This window comes from Kineothrix sp. MB12-C1 (genome assembly GCF_030863805.1).
Taxonomy (GTDB): Bacteria; Bacillota; Clostridia; order Lachnospirales; family Lachnospiraceae; genus Kineothrix.
Map to the genome: position 1 here is coordinate 2,761,095 of NZ_CP132957.1, position 16,646 is coordinate 2,777,740.

General features: G+C 41.8%; 13 protein-coding genes. 10 read left to right on the top strand and 3 right to left on the bottom strand.

What is annotated here, in order from left to right; all coding sequences use genetic code 11:
- Positions 1-253 precede the first annotated feature (253 nt).
- Genes RBB56_RS12730 through RBB56_RS12760 form a run of 7 tightly spaced genes read left to right on the top strand, consistent with a single transcriptional unit; the run spans position 254 to position 7,569 of the window.
- The gene (locus tag RBB56_RS12730; RefSeq protein ID WP_306719341.1) at positions 254-1,762 is read left to right on the top strand and encodes a WecB/TagA/CpsF family glycosyltransferase; all 1,509 of its coding nucleotides are present in this window, start codon (positions 254-256) and stop codon (positions 1,760-1,762) included.
- Positions 1,763-1,786: 24 nt separating this feature from the next.
- Positions 1,787-2,740, top strand: coding sequence for a GDP-mannose 4,6-dehydratase (locus RBB56_RS12735; RefSeq protein WP_306719342.1), 954 nt, complete (start codon positions 1,787-1,789; stop codon positions 2,738-2,740).
- A gap of 12 nt (positions 2,741-2,752) precedes the next feature.
- Positions 2,753-3,520, top strand: coding sequence for a glycosyltransferase family 2 protein (locus RBB56_RS12740; RefSeq protein WP_306719343.1), 768 nt, complete (start codon positions 2,753-2,755; stop codon positions 3,518-3,520).
- Between the two features lie 10 nt (positions 3,521-3,530).
- Entirely contained in the window at positions 3,531-4,526 is a 996-nt protein-coding gene (locus RBB56_RS12745; RefSeq protein WP_306719344.1) for an NAD-dependent epimerase, read from the top strand.
- Complete coding sequence (locus RBB56_RS12750) at positions 4,523-4,948, top strand: GtrA family protein (RefSeq protein WP_306719345.1); 426 nt, start codon at positions 4,523-4,525, stop codon at positions 4,946-4,948. Before RBB56_RS12745 ends, RBB56_RS12750 begins: the two co-directional genes overlap by 4 nt.
- A 15-nt stretch (positions 4,949-4,963) precedes the next feature.
- A complete protein-coding gene (locus RBB56_RS12755) occupies positions 4,964-6,193 on the top strand; it encodes a protoporphyrinogen/coproporphyrinogen oxidase (RefSeq protein WP_306719347.1) in 1,230 nt (409 codons plus the stop codon).
- Complete coding sequence (locus RBB56_RS12760) at positions 6,190-7,569, top strand: DUF3329 domain-containing protein (RefSeq protein WP_306719348.1); 1,380 nt, start codon at positions 6,190-6,192, stop codon at positions 7,567-7,569. Before RBB56_RS12755 ends, RBB56_RS12760 begins: the two co-directional genes overlap by 4 nt.
- 34 nt (positions 7,570-7,603) lie before the next feature.
- On the opposite strand, the gene RBB56_RS12765 is transcribed toward RBB56_RS12760, so the two are convergent.
- The gene (locus tag RBB56_RS12765; RefSeq protein ID WP_306719349.1) at positions 7,604-8,845 is read right to left on the bottom strand and encodes a hypothetical protein; all 1,242 of its coding nucleotides are present in this window, start codon (positions 8,843-8,845) and stop codon (positions 7,604-7,606) included.
- A gap of 362 nt (positions 8,846-9,207) precedes the next feature.
- Here RBB56_RS12765 and RBB56_RS12770 point away from each other — a divergent pair, with 362 nt between their 5' ends.
- Positions 9,208-11,247: a DUF6311 domain-containing protein gene (locus tag RBB56_RS12770; RefSeq protein ID WP_306719351.1), complete on the top strand. Its 2,040-nt coding sequence runs from the start codon at positions 9,208-9,210 to the stop codon at positions 11,245-11,247.
- 48 nt (positions 11,248-11,295) lie between these two features.
- On the opposite strand, the gene RBB56_RS12775 is transcribed toward RBB56_RS12770, so the two are convergent.
- Together RBB56_RS12775 and RBB56_RS12780 are read right to left on the bottom strand one after the other, a co-directional pair.
- Positions 11,296-12,273 (bottom strand): D-alanyl-lipoteichoic acid biosynthesis protein DltD, encoded by a 978-nt coding sequence (locus RBB56_RS12775; RefSeq protein WP_306719353.1) that lies wholly within the window; start codon positions 12,271-12,273, stop codon positions 11,296-11,298.
- Positions 12,274-12,309: 36 nt separating this feature from the next.
- Positions 12,310-13,737, bottom strand: coding sequence for an MBOAT family O-acyltransferase (locus tag RBB56_RS12780; RefSeq protein WP_306719354.1), 1,428 nt, complete (start codon positions 13,735-13,737; stop codon positions 12,310-12,312).
- Between the two features lie 223 nt (positions 13,738-13,960).
- Here RBB56_RS12780 and RBB56_RS12785 point away from each other — a divergent pair, with 223 nt between their 5' ends.
- Both RBB56_RS12785 and RBB56_RS12790 read left to right on the top strand, forming a co-directional pair.
- A complete protein-coding gene (locus RBB56_RS12785) occupies positions 13,961-14,959 on the top strand; it encodes an SGNH/GDSL hydrolase family protein (RefSeq protein ID WP_306719356.1) in 999 nt (332 codons plus the stop codon).
- Between the two features lie 433 nt (positions 14,960-15,392).
- Positions 15,393-16,517 carry an FAD-dependent oxidoreductase gene (locus RBB56_RS12790; protein WP_306719357.1) on the top strand — a complete coding sequence of 375 codons (1,125 nt, stop codon included), beginning with the start codon at positions 15,393-15,395 and terminating at the stop codon, positions 16,515-16,517.
- Positions 16,518-16,646 lie beyond the last annotated feature (129 nt).

Sequence of the window (16,646 nt, forward strand, 5' to 3'; positions counted from 1 at the left end):
ATGCACACAAAATGCAGTAAAACTGCATTTTGGCGCTTGCAGCACTCGCAAAATTGCATACAGACGCAATTTTGACTTCGCGGTACCTAAGGCCGAATAATAACCTAAATATACTATATTATACCAAAATATTTATGTCAACCGAACGAAGGGGTAATTTCAGGCACTAAAAATTAATATTTTATTATTATTTGAAAAAAGAACATAATAATGGTAAAGTATTATATTATGACTTTTAAAGAGGTTTCTTCCTATGAGTGAGAAGCGAATAAAATTTTTAAACACACATATAGATAATCTGACGATGGAAGAAGCCGTAAGAGAAGCGAAGCGGCTTATTCTGGAGAAGAAAAATAGTTATGTCGTCACTCCGAATGTGGATCATATTGTGAAAATAGAACATGACGGATTATTCCGTGATATTTATGAAGAGGCCGACCTGGTATTGACAGACGGAAAGCCTCTTATTTGGATGTCACGGTGGATGGGAACCCCTATTAAAGAGAAAATTTCGGGTTCCGATTATTTCCCGGAAGTTTGCAGGATGGCAGCCAAGGAAGGTTTTTCCATTTTTTTACTCGGTGCAGCTGAGGGGGTGGCCAAGAAGGCGGCAGTCAACCTGATGAGAAAATATAAGAATCTTAAAATTGCAGGTGTTTATTCTCCCAGCTATGCCTTTGAGAACGATGCGAAAGAGATTGCACATATTATTGAAAAAATTAATGAATCGAAAGCAGATATTCTCTGCATCGGACTTGGAACGCCTAAGCAGGAGAAGTTTTATCATCAATATAAAGAACAACTGCAAGTCCCCCTTACTCTTCATATCGGTGCGACCATTGATTTCGAAGCAGGGGTGGTAAAGCGTGCTCCTAAGTGGATTAGCTACGTTGGTTTAGAATGGTTTTACCGGCTGTTAAAGGAGCCTCGCAGGCTCTATCGCCGATACCTGTTGGAGGATGTGGAAATCTTCCCTATTTTCCTAAAATACAGGAATTATGGAAGCGGAAGCACCATACGAACGGATGAGCCGGAGACATGTAGTATTCTGGGAGTGGATATTGCGGTTACTAATATGCGATCTGTTGTCGGCTATCTGACGGAGAATCTGGAACAGCTAAGAGGGAAATATGTATGTGTGTCCAATGTACATACGACGGTACTTTCCTATAATGATGAGTCTTATTTGAAGATTCAGAATGAATCTGCCCTTGCGATTCCGGATGGGAAGCCTCTATCCCTCATATGCAAGGTACGCGGTTATAAGAATGCCCAGCGTGTGGCAGGACCGGATTTAATGCCGGAAATATTGCGGTTATCTGAGGAGAAAGGATATCGCCATTATTTCTATGGAAGCACGGAAGAGACGTTAAGAACTTTGGAGTCCAATCTGAAGAAACGTTATCCTCGTTTGAATATTGTAGGCACATATTCGCCCCCTTTCCGGAACTTGTCGCCGGAAGAGGATGAGGGAATTGTGGAGAAGATAAAAGAAATGAAGCCTGATTTCGTATGGGTAGGCCTGGGAGCACCGAAGCAGGAACGTTGGATGTATGCACATCGGGGAAAAATCGATGCTGTGATGCTGGGTGTTGGAGCCGCCTTTGATTTTCATGCAGGGACGACGAAGCGAGCACCCAAATGGGTGCAGGAGTTCTATCTGGAATGGCTTTATCGCCTGATTCAAGATCCCAGGCGTTTATTCAAGCGGTATGTTCGTTCGAATATACAGTTTATCTGGTTGATTCTTACAGGACATTGATGCGATATGGAGGAGAGTTTGGAAATGAATAAAAGGGTATTGATAACCGGAATTACTGGTATGGTGGGACAACATTTTGCGGAAAGCTTTCGGGCGGATGGTTATGAGGTATGGGGGATTGCCAGATTCTCCGCCTCCAGCAGAAATGAGGCTATACAGGATTCTTCCGTGATCCGCTGTGATATTTTAGAAAGAGATGCATTGATGCGTCATATCAGGCGTCTGGAGCCGGATATTATCATTCATATGGCAGCACAGGCTTTTAATGGAGCTTCCTGGGATGCAGAATATACCACACATATGACGAACTATCAGGGGACTTTGAATGTTCTTTATTGTGCGAGAGAACTGATGGAGAAGAAGGACGTAAAGGTACTTCTTGCCTGTTCCAGTGCGGAGTACGGAGATATTACGGAGTCGGACTGCCCTCTCGTGGAGGAACGTCTGCTGAAGCCTCATACGCCCTATGGAGTGTCCAAAGCAGGTACTGAGATGTTGGGATATCAATATTTTGCTAACTATGGATTGAAAGTATATTTGCCAAGAATGTTCATTCATGTGGGAACGGGACATCCTCCGGCAACGGCAATTCAGAATTTTGCAAGGCAGCTTGCCCTAATTAAGACAGGAAAGATGGAGCCGGAAATTCATGTGGGTAATTTGGAGAGTGCCAGAGATTTTATTGATGTCAGAGATGGTGTGGCTGCTATGCGTCTGCTTTTGGATAAAGGTACACCAGGGGAGCCCATTAACATATGTACAGGCAAGGCTTATAAGATATCCGATATTTTGAATATGCTAGTAGAAATATCGGAAACGAAGGTTAAGGTAGTTACTGATGAAGGGCTGATGCGAGCGGCGGACGAGCCTTTACTTCTTGGAGATAATACAAGAATCAGCGGATTAGGATTTGTACCTTCTTACGGAATTATGGATACGTTAACCGACGTATTTCATGATTGGATGGGAAGAATATAGAATATACAAGGAATGGATAATATGGAGCTTGTGATGGAGGAAAGATTCAAAGATTTATCGGTAATACTTCCGGCAATGGATGAAACGTATTCGTTGCTACAGACTGTGGATACGATTATGGAGACGTGTCGGAGTGAAGACCTTGCGGAAATTATTATTGTAGTATGTGATAGAAGTACGGATGATTGTATCCGGACAGCAGAAGAGATTAAACAAAAATATGGCGGCCAGATTCCGGTAACCGTACATCATCAGAAGAAGCCATTTGTAGGCGGGGCAGTACAGGAGGGAATTGAAATAGCCAGTGGTTCTCATGTAGTGCTGATGTCTTCCGACTTGGAGACAGACCCGAATCTGATATGTGAGTTTATACGATTGGAAAAGAAGAACCCTGATAAAATCATAACGGCAACAAGATGGAAAAAGGGGGGCGGATTTGACGGATACAATAAGGTGAAGTTGGTAGCGAACGCTATTTTCCAGCGAATGATAGCTCTTTTATTTTTTGTGAGTCTTACTGATATTACATACGCCTATCGTATCTTTCCGAGGAGCCTCATGTTATCGATTTCATGGGAAGAGTTAAAGCATCCTTTTTTCTTGGAGACAGCGTTAAAGCCTATTAGGCTTGGTGTAAAGTTCATTGAAATTCCTGTGAAGTGGACGGCCAGGACGGAAGGCGTATCACAGAATTCCTTCTGGGCTAATTTTAAATATTTTAAGACGGCATGGCATGTGCGTTTTATGAAGAAAAAGAATATCTTGAAAAAGAAAGTATAGGAATAGAATTATGAATTCACCAGAAAAAAATAAAGTGTATTTGATTACCGGCGCAGCAGGTTTCATCGGTTTCCATTTATCCAAAAGTCTGCTTGAAAAGGGCGAAAGAGTAATCGGCATCGATAATATGAATGATTATTATGAAGTTTCCTTAAAGGAAGCACGTCTTTCTATTTTGGAGAAATATGAACGCTATTCGTTTGAAAGATGCGATTTAGCGGATAAAGAAAAGGTTTTTTCCATATTTGAAGAAGAAAGGCCGGATGTTGTAGTTAATTTGGCAGCTCAGGCAGGAGTCAGATATAGCATTGATAATCCTGATGCCTATATTCAATCGAATATTGTAGGTTTTTTTCATATATTGGAGGCTTGCCGTAATTATCCGGTAGAGCATCTGGTTTTTGCCTCTTCCAGTTCAGTATATGGAAGTAATAAGAAGATTCCTTTTTCTACGGAAGATAAGGTGGATCATCCGGTAAGTTTATATGCTGCAACGAAGAAGTCCAATGAATTGATGGCTTATTCATACAGCAAGCTATACGGTATTCCGGTGACAGGACTTCGCTTCTTTACAGTGTACGGCCCTTATGGCAGGCCGGATATGGCTTGTTATAAGTTTGCAAAGAAGATGGTGAAGGGGGAGACGATTCAGATCTATAACAATGGAGATATGTATAGAGATTTTACCTATATCGATGATATCGTGGAAGGAATAGAACGATTATTATGCAGCCCCCAGGTAGAGGATGAACAGGGAGCTCGTTATAAGGTTTATAACATTGGGAATAACAACCCTGAAAAGTTAATGGACTTCATTGCTGTTCTGGAAAAAAAGCTGGGAATAGAAGCGAAGAAAGAATATCTTCCGATGCAGCCGGGTGATGTATATCGTACCTATGCGGATATTACGGATTTGGAAAGAGACTTTGACTTTAAGCCGGGTACCTCTATGGAAGAGGGTATCGGGCGATTTGCAGAATGGTTTAAGGAGTACTATAATCTATGAAAAAGTTATTTCATGAAGCGCTGCATTTTGGCATAATAGGTGTAATCAATACGCTGCTCGGTTTCGTTCTCATTATGCTTTTTTATAATGTAATGCATTTGAATTATTGGGTCGCAAGTGCGACCTCCTATGTGATAGGAAGTATTTTTTCTTATTTCGCCAATAAGAAGCTGACGTTCCAAGTAGAGGAGAAGAGTGCTGCTTATGTAATAAAGTTTTCGTTGAATATTGCAGTCTGCTATCTTCTCGCTTATGGGATAGCAAGGCCTCTTGTAAGGAGTGTACTAAGCGATTATTCACAGGTGATCGTAGAAAATATAGCGATTGTTATAGGAATGGGAATGTTTATTGTTTTCAACTTTTTAGGTCAGAAGTTCTTTGTCTTCAGGAAGAAGGCAGCGATCGAAAATGAAGATATATAGGAGAGACTAAGAAGAATGGGAAAAGTAAAGTATTTGATATTAGGTGCAGGACCCGCAGGGCTTACCTTCGCGAATCGTTTACAGCAAAAGGGTGAGACCTCTTTTCTCGTATTGGAAAAGGAAGAGAAGGCCGGAGGGTTATGCCGGAGTGAAGAAGTGGATGGCTCTCCTCTCGATATTGGAGGCGGACATTTTCTCGATGTGAGAAGGCCGGAGGTTGTTGAATTCTTATTCGGCTTCATGCCGGAGGAGGAATGGGATAGTTACGAGAGGGATTCCAGAATTTCCTTCGATGGAGGTTATATCCACCATCCTTTTGAAGCTAATATATGGGAGATGCGCCCTGAGAAGCAACAAGAATATTTGAGCTCCATTGAACAGGCCGGCTGCAACCAGGGAGAGGCGAAACCGAAAGAGTTCGTTGATTGGATTTCCTGGAAACTAGGTAAAAAAATAGCAGAAGACTATATGCTTCCCTATAACGAGAAAATGTTCGGGAAGGACTTGAATGCGTTAGGAACCTATTGGCTGGAGAAGCTGCCCAACGTATCCTATGAAGAAACGAAGCTAAGTTGTGAGAAGAGACAAGCCTATGGCAGTCAACCAGGGCATGCACAGTTCTATTATCCTAAGAAGTACGGATATGGCGAATTGTGGCTTCGGATGCGAAGAGCCCTTGGGGACAAGCTCATAACGAAAGCAGCGGTAAGTGCCTTGGATATGGAAAAAAAGCTAGTGACTTGTACGGACGGGAAGCGCTACGAAGCGGAGATGATCATTACGACTATCCCGTGGATGGAATTCAACTATATAGAAGGGCTGCCGGAGGCGATGAAAACGGATATCGGCAGGTTGAAATACAGCTCTATACAGATAGAATATGTGCCGGAACAATTGGATACACAAGCTCATTGGATTTATTATCCGCAGAGACAAATCCCTTATCATAGAATATTGGTGCGTCATAATTTCTGTCCGGGTTCCAAGGGATATTGGACGGAGACGAATAAGGATAGAGTGAAGGAATCAGGGAGCGGTTTTCGATATATGAACGAGTATGCTTATCCTTTAAATACAATTGAGAAACCTGAGATCATGGAAGGTCTTCTAAGGTTTTCTAAAGGAATGAAGGTCTATGCTCTTGGCAGATGGGGCGAGCATGAACATTATAATTCCGATGCGGTGGCGGAACTGGCTATGGAGCTGGCGGATGAGCTGATGGAAAGGGACGGAAAAATAGAATGAACAAGATAACATTGGATGTAAAAAATGAGAAATTCCGCCGCATAGTGTTTATCGGTATGGTGATAATTTCTTTTTTCATGATTCTAATCTACAATGTGTTCACACCAGCTATGACCGATGATTTATCTTATGGCAAAATTGTGGCAGGAGCTAATTCCTTTTTGGACTTGATCCGGCAGGAAAGGCATCAATACGCCACATGGACGGGAAGAAGTGTCAGTCATATGATTCTGAGAAGCTTTCTTATGGGCGATAAATGGCTGTTTAATATATGCAACAGTTTGGTGTTTACCGCTCTCACCCTTTTTATGTATTACAATATCGAAAATAAGAAGAAATACGATATTTTTATCTACCTGTTGATTAATCTATTCCTTTGGACCTTTTCCGTATCCTTTGCCCAGACCGTGTTATGGGAAACGGGAGCCTGTAATTACTTGTGGGGAAGTACAATTATCATGGGCTATATTTCCGCCTTCCGCTACTGTCTGAAAAGGAATTACAGGGGAAATCGGCAGGTAGCGCCTGCCATTGGCCTATTTCTATTGGGGATTCTTGCCGGATGGTGTAATGAGAATACATCCGGAGGCGGAATTTTACTGATCCTTATATGGATGGGATTCTATGCATGGGAGCATAAAAAGATACGCTTATGGATGGTGAGCGGGATAGCAGGCAATGCCATCGGCTTCCTTTTCATGACCTTGGCTCCGGGCAATGCCAATAGGAAGCAGTTTATGGAGGAAGAACATACGGGAATTGTGGCTATGGTATCCAGATGGCTGAAATGCAACCTCGCTATTAGGAATCACTTTTTTATTCTTCTTGCCATCTGTATTGTAGTATTTGTAATTGTAAGGCTTCAGCAGGCACAGTGGAAGAAGAGTAGGAATATGCTCATATATCTTTTTATATTCATAGCGACCTGTTATGCCCTAGTATTGACACCGGAACCGGTGGCACGGGCATATTTCGGCGCAGGGATATTCTTGATGGTCGGCTGTATTCAGGGGATTTCAGATGTATCGGATAAGGATTTGTACTTGAAGGCTCTAAAAATCAGTACGACTGCTATTTTCGCCCTTTCCTTTTTCTTCACTTACATGGAGAGCGGGGCGAATCTAATGAGAATTTATCGGGAAAGTAGTGAGAGATTTGCTTATATAGAAGAACAGAAAGCAGCAGGAATTATGGATATTACGGTTCCTCTCTTACGCCCGGCATTTGAGACGAAATACAGCGATGCCTATAATTCAGAGTTGAGTGAAGACAGCGCATATTGGGTGAATGTAGCATATGCTACTTATTATGAGGTGGATAGTATTACAGCAATACCTCGGACAGAATGGGAAGAAGAAATCTTAACTATCCCATAACTATCCAGTAGGTCTGTGCACTGGCTGTGCCCTCTCAGGGTGTGAACAGTGAGCGATAAAGTTGGTAGAGAGAAGTAAAGAATACCGGGGCATCGGGCAGAAGTGTAGCTTGAAACTTACTTAATGATGCAAGCCAGAGGCCGGTAATTAAGAAGAAATAGGGATGTTTGCGGAAACAGTCTTGCAGTTTGGCAAGTGCTGTTAATACCGCAACATCCTTTTTTGCTGCCAAAATAATGATTTGCAAAGCCTGAACCGTTAGAAAAGCCCCAAACCAGCGTCCCCAGTCAATGGTAAGCAAGAATGCAGGAAGAAAGCTGAGTTGACTAAGTAAAATCAATACATACTTTCCCTTCTGACTGCCGGATATCTTTATAATATTCCGCCAAAGACCGCCATAAATAAGGCTGAGGGGAGATAGAAGAAGCAGGGTGATAATACCGTATCGCAGCTTTTCTGAAAGCAGGGTGAGCATAAGATCACTAAAGGCAGTCTCTATATTAGAAAAATATTCGTAAGAAAGTGCTGTTTCATTCACTAATAAATCAGTGCGTCCCGATAAGAAGGCAACGAGCTCCTCTAAGGAACCTACCCTTAAGTGAGAGAAAAATTGGAAATATATAAATGCAGAGCATAAAAGAAGCATACCAAGAGTACCCAACAGGAAAGGAATCACTCTTTTGTTCTCTGTCATGGTATCTAAGAACATGACGAAGAGTAAGGGAAAGAAGATAAATATAAATACCTGATGAATAGCAATGGCTATTAACCCGATGAGGGTAAAGGAAATTAGTCGAATGTTGGGGGAGGATATGTGGAAATAAAATAAAGCAGCAAGAACAGTCAATAAAATAAGGTAAAGGTCGAAACGCCCCATATTCTCTGTAGCCCAAAGATAAGAAGGGGAGCCAGGGCTTATCAGATAGAAAACGACCAAAAGAAGCAACCCTGTTCCGGCAGGGTGAGACTCCGTTTGGCGCAAAGCGTATCCGAATACGAGTGATAAGAGCAGTAGAAATAAGAGGGTGGAAAAGAAAACAAAACGGTAAGCACTCTCAGCGGGTAAGTATTGTGGATAGAACAGACTGAGCAAGGAGCCGATGAATAATCTGGAATCGAAGCCGAGGGAATAGTTCATCGCATACCAGCTGCTGTTCCAATCGTGAAGGGATGCAGGCACCTGATGGAGAAAGGAGAAGAAAAGGAGGCAGAAAATGCCGGCTTCCCTTCGAAACTTATAGATAATATTTTCTTTTTTTATTAAATCGCTTCTCATATAACACCTCTGATATGTAAAATTTGAGACCCTACATCAAATTTACTGTAACATATATTCTTTTGTTTTACAATTTTAAATGCTTTGACTTTAAAGGCGGGATATATTAATATGTTACTGTTCACAGGCAAGCCTGGAAATAGTAACTTCGCCTGCCCATCTTAAGTCGCCTTCGCTGAGGGCAGGCTTTTGGCTGTTTCAGTGTACTGGCTCATGACCTATCAGCGAAGTGATAGGCCATGGTGTGAACAGTAACCTTAATATTACTAGACGGCGGTCAATTCGCCGTCTGCACCGAGCACGGCGGCTTTGTAATATAATACCACTTCGTGCGATAAGAAAATAGGCAAGGGGAAACGGAAATGAAAGAAAAAATAGATGGTATTAAAAAAAGTATTTTAACATATAAGACCATTTGGATTTGTGCCTTATCTGGAGCACTTATCTTCCTTTGGATCTATGGAGTACATATATTAAATCCGACCTATACGGATTGGCTTTTGACGAGCGAAGACGGGGATTTAACACAGCATTATCTGGGCTGGAAGTTTTTCAGGCATGCGCCGTGGCGTTTTCCCCTCGGTTTAATAGATACGATAGCTTATCCGAATGCGACTTCCATAATTTTTACGGATTCTATTCCATTATTTGCACTGTTTTTTAAGGTTCTTCGCTTTTTACTTCCAACTGAATTCCAATATTTCGGATGGTTCGGATTGCTGTGCTTTATGCTGCAAGGAGGGTTTGGAGCGCTTCTTGTGAAGAAATATGTAAAGAGTGATCTTTTGACATTTATTGGCGGAATCTTTTTCGTGTTAAGTCCTGTATTTATCGACAGGATGTATTGGATGACTTCTTTGGCCGCCCACTTTCTTTGCCTAATGGCGCTTTTGTTTCTCGTATATTATGAAGAAGTGTTTAGGAAGACGAAATATGCAGTGATTGGCTGGGGGATTCTCGGCGCTTTATGCGGCAGTATTCATATTTATTTTCTTCCCATGTGCGGTGTTGTTCTGCTCGGCTTCTTATTAGTGGACGCAGTTAAAGGGGAAAAAGGGATGAAGGTATTCCTACCCCTTCTTTCTTTTGTCGGTGCGGCGGCAACGGCTATTTTCCTCCTAGGTGGTTTTGGTTCCGGGATGAAGGCTGGAAACGATGGCGTTGGTTATTATAGTTTTAATCTAAATGGATTCTATAATCCCCATGGATGGTCGGACTATATTAAGGATATGCCGTATACAGATAGCCAATATGAAGGCTTTGGTTATTTGGGGCTGGGGGTTTTGCTGCTGCTTATAGTAGCGGTTCCAGCTTGGTTGGGAAATATTCGTTGGAGTAAGCTATCGCTGCCTGAGTGGGGAAGGAAACATATTAAGGAGATTTCCTATGTATTTATTATTGTCGTCACCCTTATTATATCAGCTTCCAATATCGTAATGTATAGCGATAAGGTCTTATGTGAGGTGCCGTTGCCGGGAATGATTTATAGGCTCTGGAGTGTGTTTCGTGCCACAGGGCGTCTCATTTGGCCGATGGTCTATCTTCTCGTGTTGGGTGCCATCTGTATGGATGCAGAAGTAATAGGCAGGCGCGTGAAAGGAATGCTGTTAGCTTTTTGTCTTTTGTTACAGTTTACCGATATTAAGGGAGCGCTTGTACAGAAGAATCAGATATATGATCGTAAGGAGAACTATCAGACACTGCTTCCATCAGAAGAATGGGGAAGAATTGCCAGGGAGACGCAGGTCCGTCATATTTGTTTCGTATCGGATATGGTAAGTAATAGAAAGTTATTATTTTCTTTCGGAGACTATGCCTCTGATTATGGGCTGACTTTGAGCAATTTTTACTTTGCACGTTCTTTGGGAGACAAGGAAATTGTAGCGAGAGATAGGGCGTTAGAGGCACTGTCGCCGGATACGGCTTTCGTCTTTTTTAAGAATGAGTCACAGAAATGTCTGGATTATTCGATGAACTATTATGAGATAGACGGATTGCTTGTAGGCTGCAGTGCACCTTTTAGTGATTTGAATCCACTCACGGAGGAGGAACTTACTACATATCGTTATGATCTTGCAGCCGGGCAGTTCATGAATAATGGAGAGATAGTGGATGGAAAGTGGCAAATCCATCCTTATGGAAATACATACGGCCCTTATCTGAGTGCGCAGCCGGGCCGGTATAAGGTGACAGTGACCGGAAGTGGTTTCAGTGCTGTAGATATTAAATGTTACTATCATGGAGGTGATGTTAATCTAGAGCCGCTAAACGCAGTCATAGAAGAAAGCCGGGTAGTGTATGAGGTGGAGCTTGCAGAATATGCTTCGGGTTTGGAATTTGCTCTATGGAATATCGGCGGCGGTGATATGATAATTTCCGACATTATTATTGAGAAGCAGTAACTGTGAGGTGCAGAACAAGTTACGTGAAGCAATAAAAGTTATGGGCAGCTAAAATGGCGGTTCCCAATTAGGATCTCCATTGTGAATAGGTGCATTGTTTTGAAGGAATTCCCGGTATTCGGGGATTTCTTCTTTTATTATATCCATAAATACAATGGAACCTTCTGTATTCAGATGGTCTGCATCGGAGAAATATTCCAAATTCTCGCAGAAGCGTTCATCCTTCGAATAATCGTAATAGGAGGTGCCTGTTTCTTCTGAAATCTTAGCGATGGTATCGTAAAACTGAGCCTTAAATTCTTCGGAAACCATGTCGCTATAAAGGGAAGTATATGGCGTAGTAATTAAGACAGGCGTGATATTGTTGTCCGCACAGAAGTCCAGAATCCCATAAAGATTCTCGATGCGCTCCGGCATAAAATACTCCTCTTTATTTTGTATATGTCTCTCATAACGCCTTTGCGCTTTTTCATAGAATTCTTCAGGAGAAGGGATGGTGCCTTCTGCTGCTAATACTTTTAATGAGAAAGACGGAATTATTTTCACAATGTCCTCTCCTGCCGATAGAATGGGAAGAATATGGGTTACCAAATCCACATAGGGATCGTATCCGGGGACATATTTCGGAGAAAGGAAGGTGTAATATTTCGCACTTAAGGATTGCCGTTCTGCCTCATTTACTACTTCATTGTTGAAGGAAAAATAAGAGATGGGAATAAATAGGAGGCTGTCATCGGCGAAATGGTCGCGATACATAGAGAGGATAGCCAGATCATAATTGTAAGTCTGGCTTGCCATAGCCAAATTAAAGCATTCATAACCATCTTGCTTCGTTAGTCCCTCATAATAAAAAGCATATTCTCCATGAGAACTTCCAACATTGGCAATTTGAATATTGTTATAGATGGAATCCATAAAGTCGAATTTATGGGTATCTGCGTAGGGGTCTTCCATCACCTTCTGATAGCGGGAATTCAGAAAAAATAAAAGAAGAAGAGAAATACTTCCTACAATAATAAATTTCATAATAAATTTTAGATAAGATTTCATATTTTGCTCCTATCAGAACTGAAAGTAATAAAATTCAGTCGATACCCCTTTCTCTGAAAATAATAGGATAAATAATAAAAATAAAATATAGACCGGATAGCGCACCCAGATTTTCTGTGAGGATAGATAAGCGATGACATCCACCTTCAAAGAAGCGTAGTCGTAAAGAGCGAGTAAAATTACAGGAATACAGAGATAAATCATATGCGTATAGCTCATATCCAGGCAGATGACGGCAGTCTTTAAATATTCGGTGGGGTTGCCTATTTGATGGAAGCTTAAACTGATCATCCGCCACGCATCCTCTAAGCTGTTCGCCCGGAAGAAAACCCAGGCAAAACATACGAGAAAGAAGGTGAAGATGATTGATAGAAAGCTAAAAAATCCCTTAGTTGCCTTAGTTCTCTTGGGGGTGAAAATCTGGTAAAATCCATGAAGTCCGCCCCAAATAAGGTAATTCAGTCCGGCACCATGCCAGAGACCGCTAATGAGGAAGGTAATCATTAGATTAAGCGCATGACGAAAACGACCGACTCTATTGCCGCCAAGAGGGATATATAAGTAGTCCCTGAACCAAGTGGAAAGAGAGATATGCCAACGGCTCCAGAATTCTTTTATGTTGCGCGAATAATAAGGACTTTTGAAATTCTGTGTAAGTTCAATACCAAATAACATGGCAGTCCCTATGGCGATATCCGTATAACCGGAAAAGTCGCAGTAAATCTGAATGGCGAACATCAAGGTCACGATAATATAAACCAGGCCTATATAACTGTTTACATTATCATAGACGGAATCCACGTTGGAAATGAGCAGGTTGGCAACGACCAACTTCTTAAAATAGCCCACCGCCATAAGCTTCAAGCCATAAGAGGCCTTATCCGGATGAAAGACTTTCTCTTCCTTGAACTGAGGAATTAGAGAATCCCCCCTACCGATAGGGCCGGATAGCAACTGAGGAAAAAAGGAAACGAACAGGCTGTAGTAACCGAAATGCTTTTCTGCCGGATATTTTCCTTTATAGACGTCAATAAGATAGCCGAGAGTCTGGAATGTATAGAATGAAATTCCCACGGGCAGCATAAACTTTAAGGTAGGAGCCTGTATCGAAATGGCAAAGTTCTGTGTGAGAAGATTAATGGTTTGGAAGAAAAAATCGAGATATTTAAATAGAAAAAGGACACCGATCAACAAAATAATACCTGAGCAAAGTCCGAATCGCTTAGCGGCCGGATTTTGAGCAAAGTGAAAGAATCTGGCCAGTCCATAAGAAAGTACAGTGGTAAATAATAAAAGGAAAATATATTTTACATCCAGGCTCATGTAGAAATAATAGCTGGCCGCCAGCAAAAAAAGATAGCGGTACTTGACCGGGCATATCCAATATAATAAAAAAACGATAGGTAAAAAAATAGCAAAGCTTATGGAATTAAATAACATAAATTACCTCGAGACTTTCGGTGAATGGTGATAGTAATGTATTATAGATTATTTTCCAAAATATATCAAATTCTATTAAAGCAAATAATTATTAAGTTTTCTTTAAGTCTGTGGAAATATTTCCTTAATTATGCAAAGAGTAAGTTTACAGAAGAAAAAACATGCTATAATTTTATTAATCTATAAAGGGATTAGGAAGGAGTATTTGAAAATGAGGAGAAATATGAAAAAGTATATTGCGATAGTTTGTTCGTTCTTGATATTCGCGCTGTTAGCGATGGGCTGCGCAGGTGCAGCGAATTCGTCTAAGGATGCAGTCGTGGCACAGGAGATACCGAGGGCTACGGAAGAAATGCAGAAAGAAAATGAAATGGCACAGGAGGAATTGCCTATCGAGGAAAATGAGGTGGTGGTTCCGCCGGAGGAATTGAGCGAGCCTGAAATAGAAGAACAGCCTATCACCGAGGAAGTACCAGAGAATACCGATGAGAATCGGCTGCAGATTGTATTTTTGGGTGACAGCATTTTAGATGGATATCGCAACGAATCGGGAATTGCTTACCTGACTGGGCAGATTTGCGACGCGGACGTATATAACTTAGCAATGGGCGGAACGACGGCAGCGTTATCGACTTATGAAAGTGCCATATATGAAGAGTGGACCTCCCGTTCATTGCAGGGGGTCGTGCATGCGATCAGCGGTAATATCGATGCAGGGATTTTGGATGGGTATCGGGCAGGAGAAGTGTTCGCCACCTGTGATTTCAGCAAGACAGATTACTTCGTGATCGGATATGGTATGAATGATTTTCTCAGCGCTATTCCTATGAACAATGATTCCAGTGTAAATCAGGAATATACGTATGTAGGTGCGCTAAGAATTGCGATCAGTACTCTTCGCAGTAATTTTCCTGAAGCGGAAATCGTATTGTGCTCCCCTAACTATGCGCAATTCTGGGGTAAGGACGGTTCTTATCTGGGCGATGGTAATATGGTAAATAATGGTGGAGGCACGTTGGTATCTTATTATCGCGTTTGCGGCAATGTTTCAGCCGACGAGAACACCTTATTTCTGGATACCTATAATGGAATTGGTTTAGATGCCTATACGGCGGATGAATATTTAGAAGACGGTATTCACTTGTCGGAAAAAGGAAGAAGGAAATATGCAGATAAGCTTTCCAAGATTATTCTTGAATTCGAGGCCACAAGAAATAATTAATAACGTAACAGTTCAGATACCTTCACTGTTACATGCAAAAATCCATGAGAATCGCCTACGGCGATGGGATTTTTGCCAGCAGCATTTACGTTTTCTTACGGTCAGCGCAGCAAATGCGCAGACCTGTCTGAACTGTTACTTAATAACATTACCCCCGGAATCCTGTGTCTATTTCCGGTTGGACAACTGATGGAAAATAATGTATAATATCTTAACAATATTGTACTGCGCCGAGCAAAGCGAGTGTGCAAAAAGCATACCGCGGCCGCTTGCGGCTAAGGTATAATTCTCCGGTAACTATTCAGCAGGTCTACGCATTTACTGCACTGACCGTAAGAATACGTGGAAAGATAAGTGAAGATTTAAAAGTTGTTATAAGATCGCTGTTGCTGTTCACGGCGAAGCTGTGAATAGTAATCAGGTGGGGGAAATTATGTCTGAGAAATACGACAAGATTATTATAGGAGCCGGATTGTATGGCCTGTATGCTGCCAGATACAGCAGCAACAAGGGGGAACGGGTTCTTGTGCTGGAATACGATAATGCGCCCTTTGCAAGAGCGACCTATATTAATCAGGCAAGGGTACATATGGGGTATCATTATCCGAGAAGTTTGACGACAGCGATTAAGTCAGCCGGATATTTCAGGCGTTTTGAAGAGGATTTTGGTTTTTGTATCCATGATAGATTTCAGCAAGTGTATGCCACTTCAGACCGTTTTTCCTGGACGAATGCAGCTCAGTTTATGGAATTTTGTAAGGCGGCGGATATTCGTTGTGATGAAGTAGCGGTTTCCCGGTATTTTAAGCCGGGTATGTGCGATGGCGCTTTTCTGACAGAGGAATATACTTATGATGCTCAGGTTCTGAAGCGATACTATGAGGAAAGGCTGGAAGGGAATCCTCTTGTTACGATACAATACGGAGTTAGAATAGAAAAGATAATAAAAAGGGAAAGCCTGTTTGAGATATTCCTGTCGGATGGAAGTCTTTTAGAGGCTCCCTTTGTTTTGAATTCTACCTATGCTTCCGTCAATCAGATAATTGATAAAGTGGAGGGGATAGAGAAGGAGTTCTTCAAGATTAAATATGAACTATGTGAGCTTATTTTGTGCAAGCCTTCTCAGGCGTTGGAAGAAATAGGGATTACAGTGATGGATGGTCCCTTCTTCTCCATTATGCCCTTTGGAAAAACAGGGCTTCATTCCCTTACTTCAGTAACCTTTACACCACATGTGACTTCCCATAATATCATGCCCGCTTTCCAATGTCAGGAAGGAATGGACTGCAGCGAAAGAAATCTTGGGAATTGCAATGACTGCCCTCATAAGCCGGAATCGGCCTGGACCTACATGTCACATCTGGCGGACAAGTATATGAAGGAAGAGTATGCTTATTCCTATGTGGAATCCCTATATTCTATGAAGCCAATATTGAAATCCTCTGAGGTAGACGATTCAAGGCCTACATCAATTCGGGTCTTAAGTGAGCATCCAACTTTCATCAGTGTACTGTCCGGTAAAATTAATACGGTTTATGATTTGGATGAATATTTGTAACTATTAATCCGGGAAAGGTATAATATTTTAGCAGTATTATACTGCGCCGAGCAAAGCGAGTGTGCAAAAAGCATACTGTGGCCGCTTGCGGGCAAAGTATAATATGTTAGCAATATTATACTGCGCCGA

What these genes read in the sequence shown, in the direction of transcription:
- RBB56_RS12770 (WP_306719351.1), top strand. Translation starts at nt 9,208, where the DNA reads ATGAAAGAAAAAATAGATGGTATTAAAAAAAGTATTTTAACATATAAG.
- RBB56_RS12755 (WP_306719347.1), top strand. Translation starts at nt 4,964, where the DNA reads ATGGGAAAAGTAAAGTATTTGATATTAGGTGCAGGACCCGCAGGGCTT.
- RBB56_RS12790 (WP_306719357.1), top strand. Translation starts at nt 15,393, where the DNA reads ATGTCTGAGAAATACGACAAGATTATTATAGGAGCCGGATTGTATGGC.
- RBB56_RS12750 (WP_306719345.1), top strand. Translation starts at nt 4,523, where the DNA reads ATGAAAAAGTTATTTCATGAAGCGCTGCATTTTGGCATAATAGGTGTA.
- RBB56_RS12765 (WP_306719349.1), bottom strand. Translation starts at nt 8,845, where the DNA reads ATGAGAAGCGATTTAATAAAAAAAGAAAATATTATCTATAAGTTTCGA.
- RBB56_RS12730 (WP_306719341.1), top strand. Translation starts at nt 254, where the DNA reads ATGAGTGAGAAGCGAATAAAATTTTTAAACACACATATAGATAATCTG.
- RBB56_RS12760 (WP_306719348.1), top strand. Translation starts at nt 6,190, where the DNA reads ATGAACAAGATAACATTGGATGTAAAAAATGAGAAATTCCGCCGCATA.
- RBB56_RS12740 (WP_306719343.1), top strand. Translation starts at nt 2,753, where the DNA reads ATGGATAATATGGAGCTTGTGATGGAGGAAAGATTCAAAGATTTATCG.
- RBB56_RS12785 (WP_306719356.1), top strand. Translation starts at nt 13,961, where the DNA reads ATGAAAAAGTATATTGCGATAGTTTGTTCGTTCTTGATATTCGCGCTG.
- RBB56_RS12745 (WP_306719344.1), top strand. Translation starts at nt 3,531, where the DNA reads ATGAATTCACCAGAAAAAAATAAAGTGTATTTGATTACCGGCGCAGCA.
- RBB56_RS12780 (WP_306719354.1), bottom strand. Translation starts at nt 13,737, where the DNA reads ATGTTATTTAATTCCATAAGCTTTGCTATTTTTTTACCTATCGTTTTT.
- RBB56_RS12735 (WP_306719342.1), top strand. Translation starts at nt 1,787, where the DNA reads ATGAATAAAAGGGTATTGATAACCGGAATTACTGGTATGGTGGGACAA.
- RBB56_RS12775 (WP_306719353.1), bottom strand. Translation starts at nt 12,273, where the DNA reads ATGAAATTTATTATTGTAGGAAGTATTTCTCTTCTTCTTTTATTTTTT.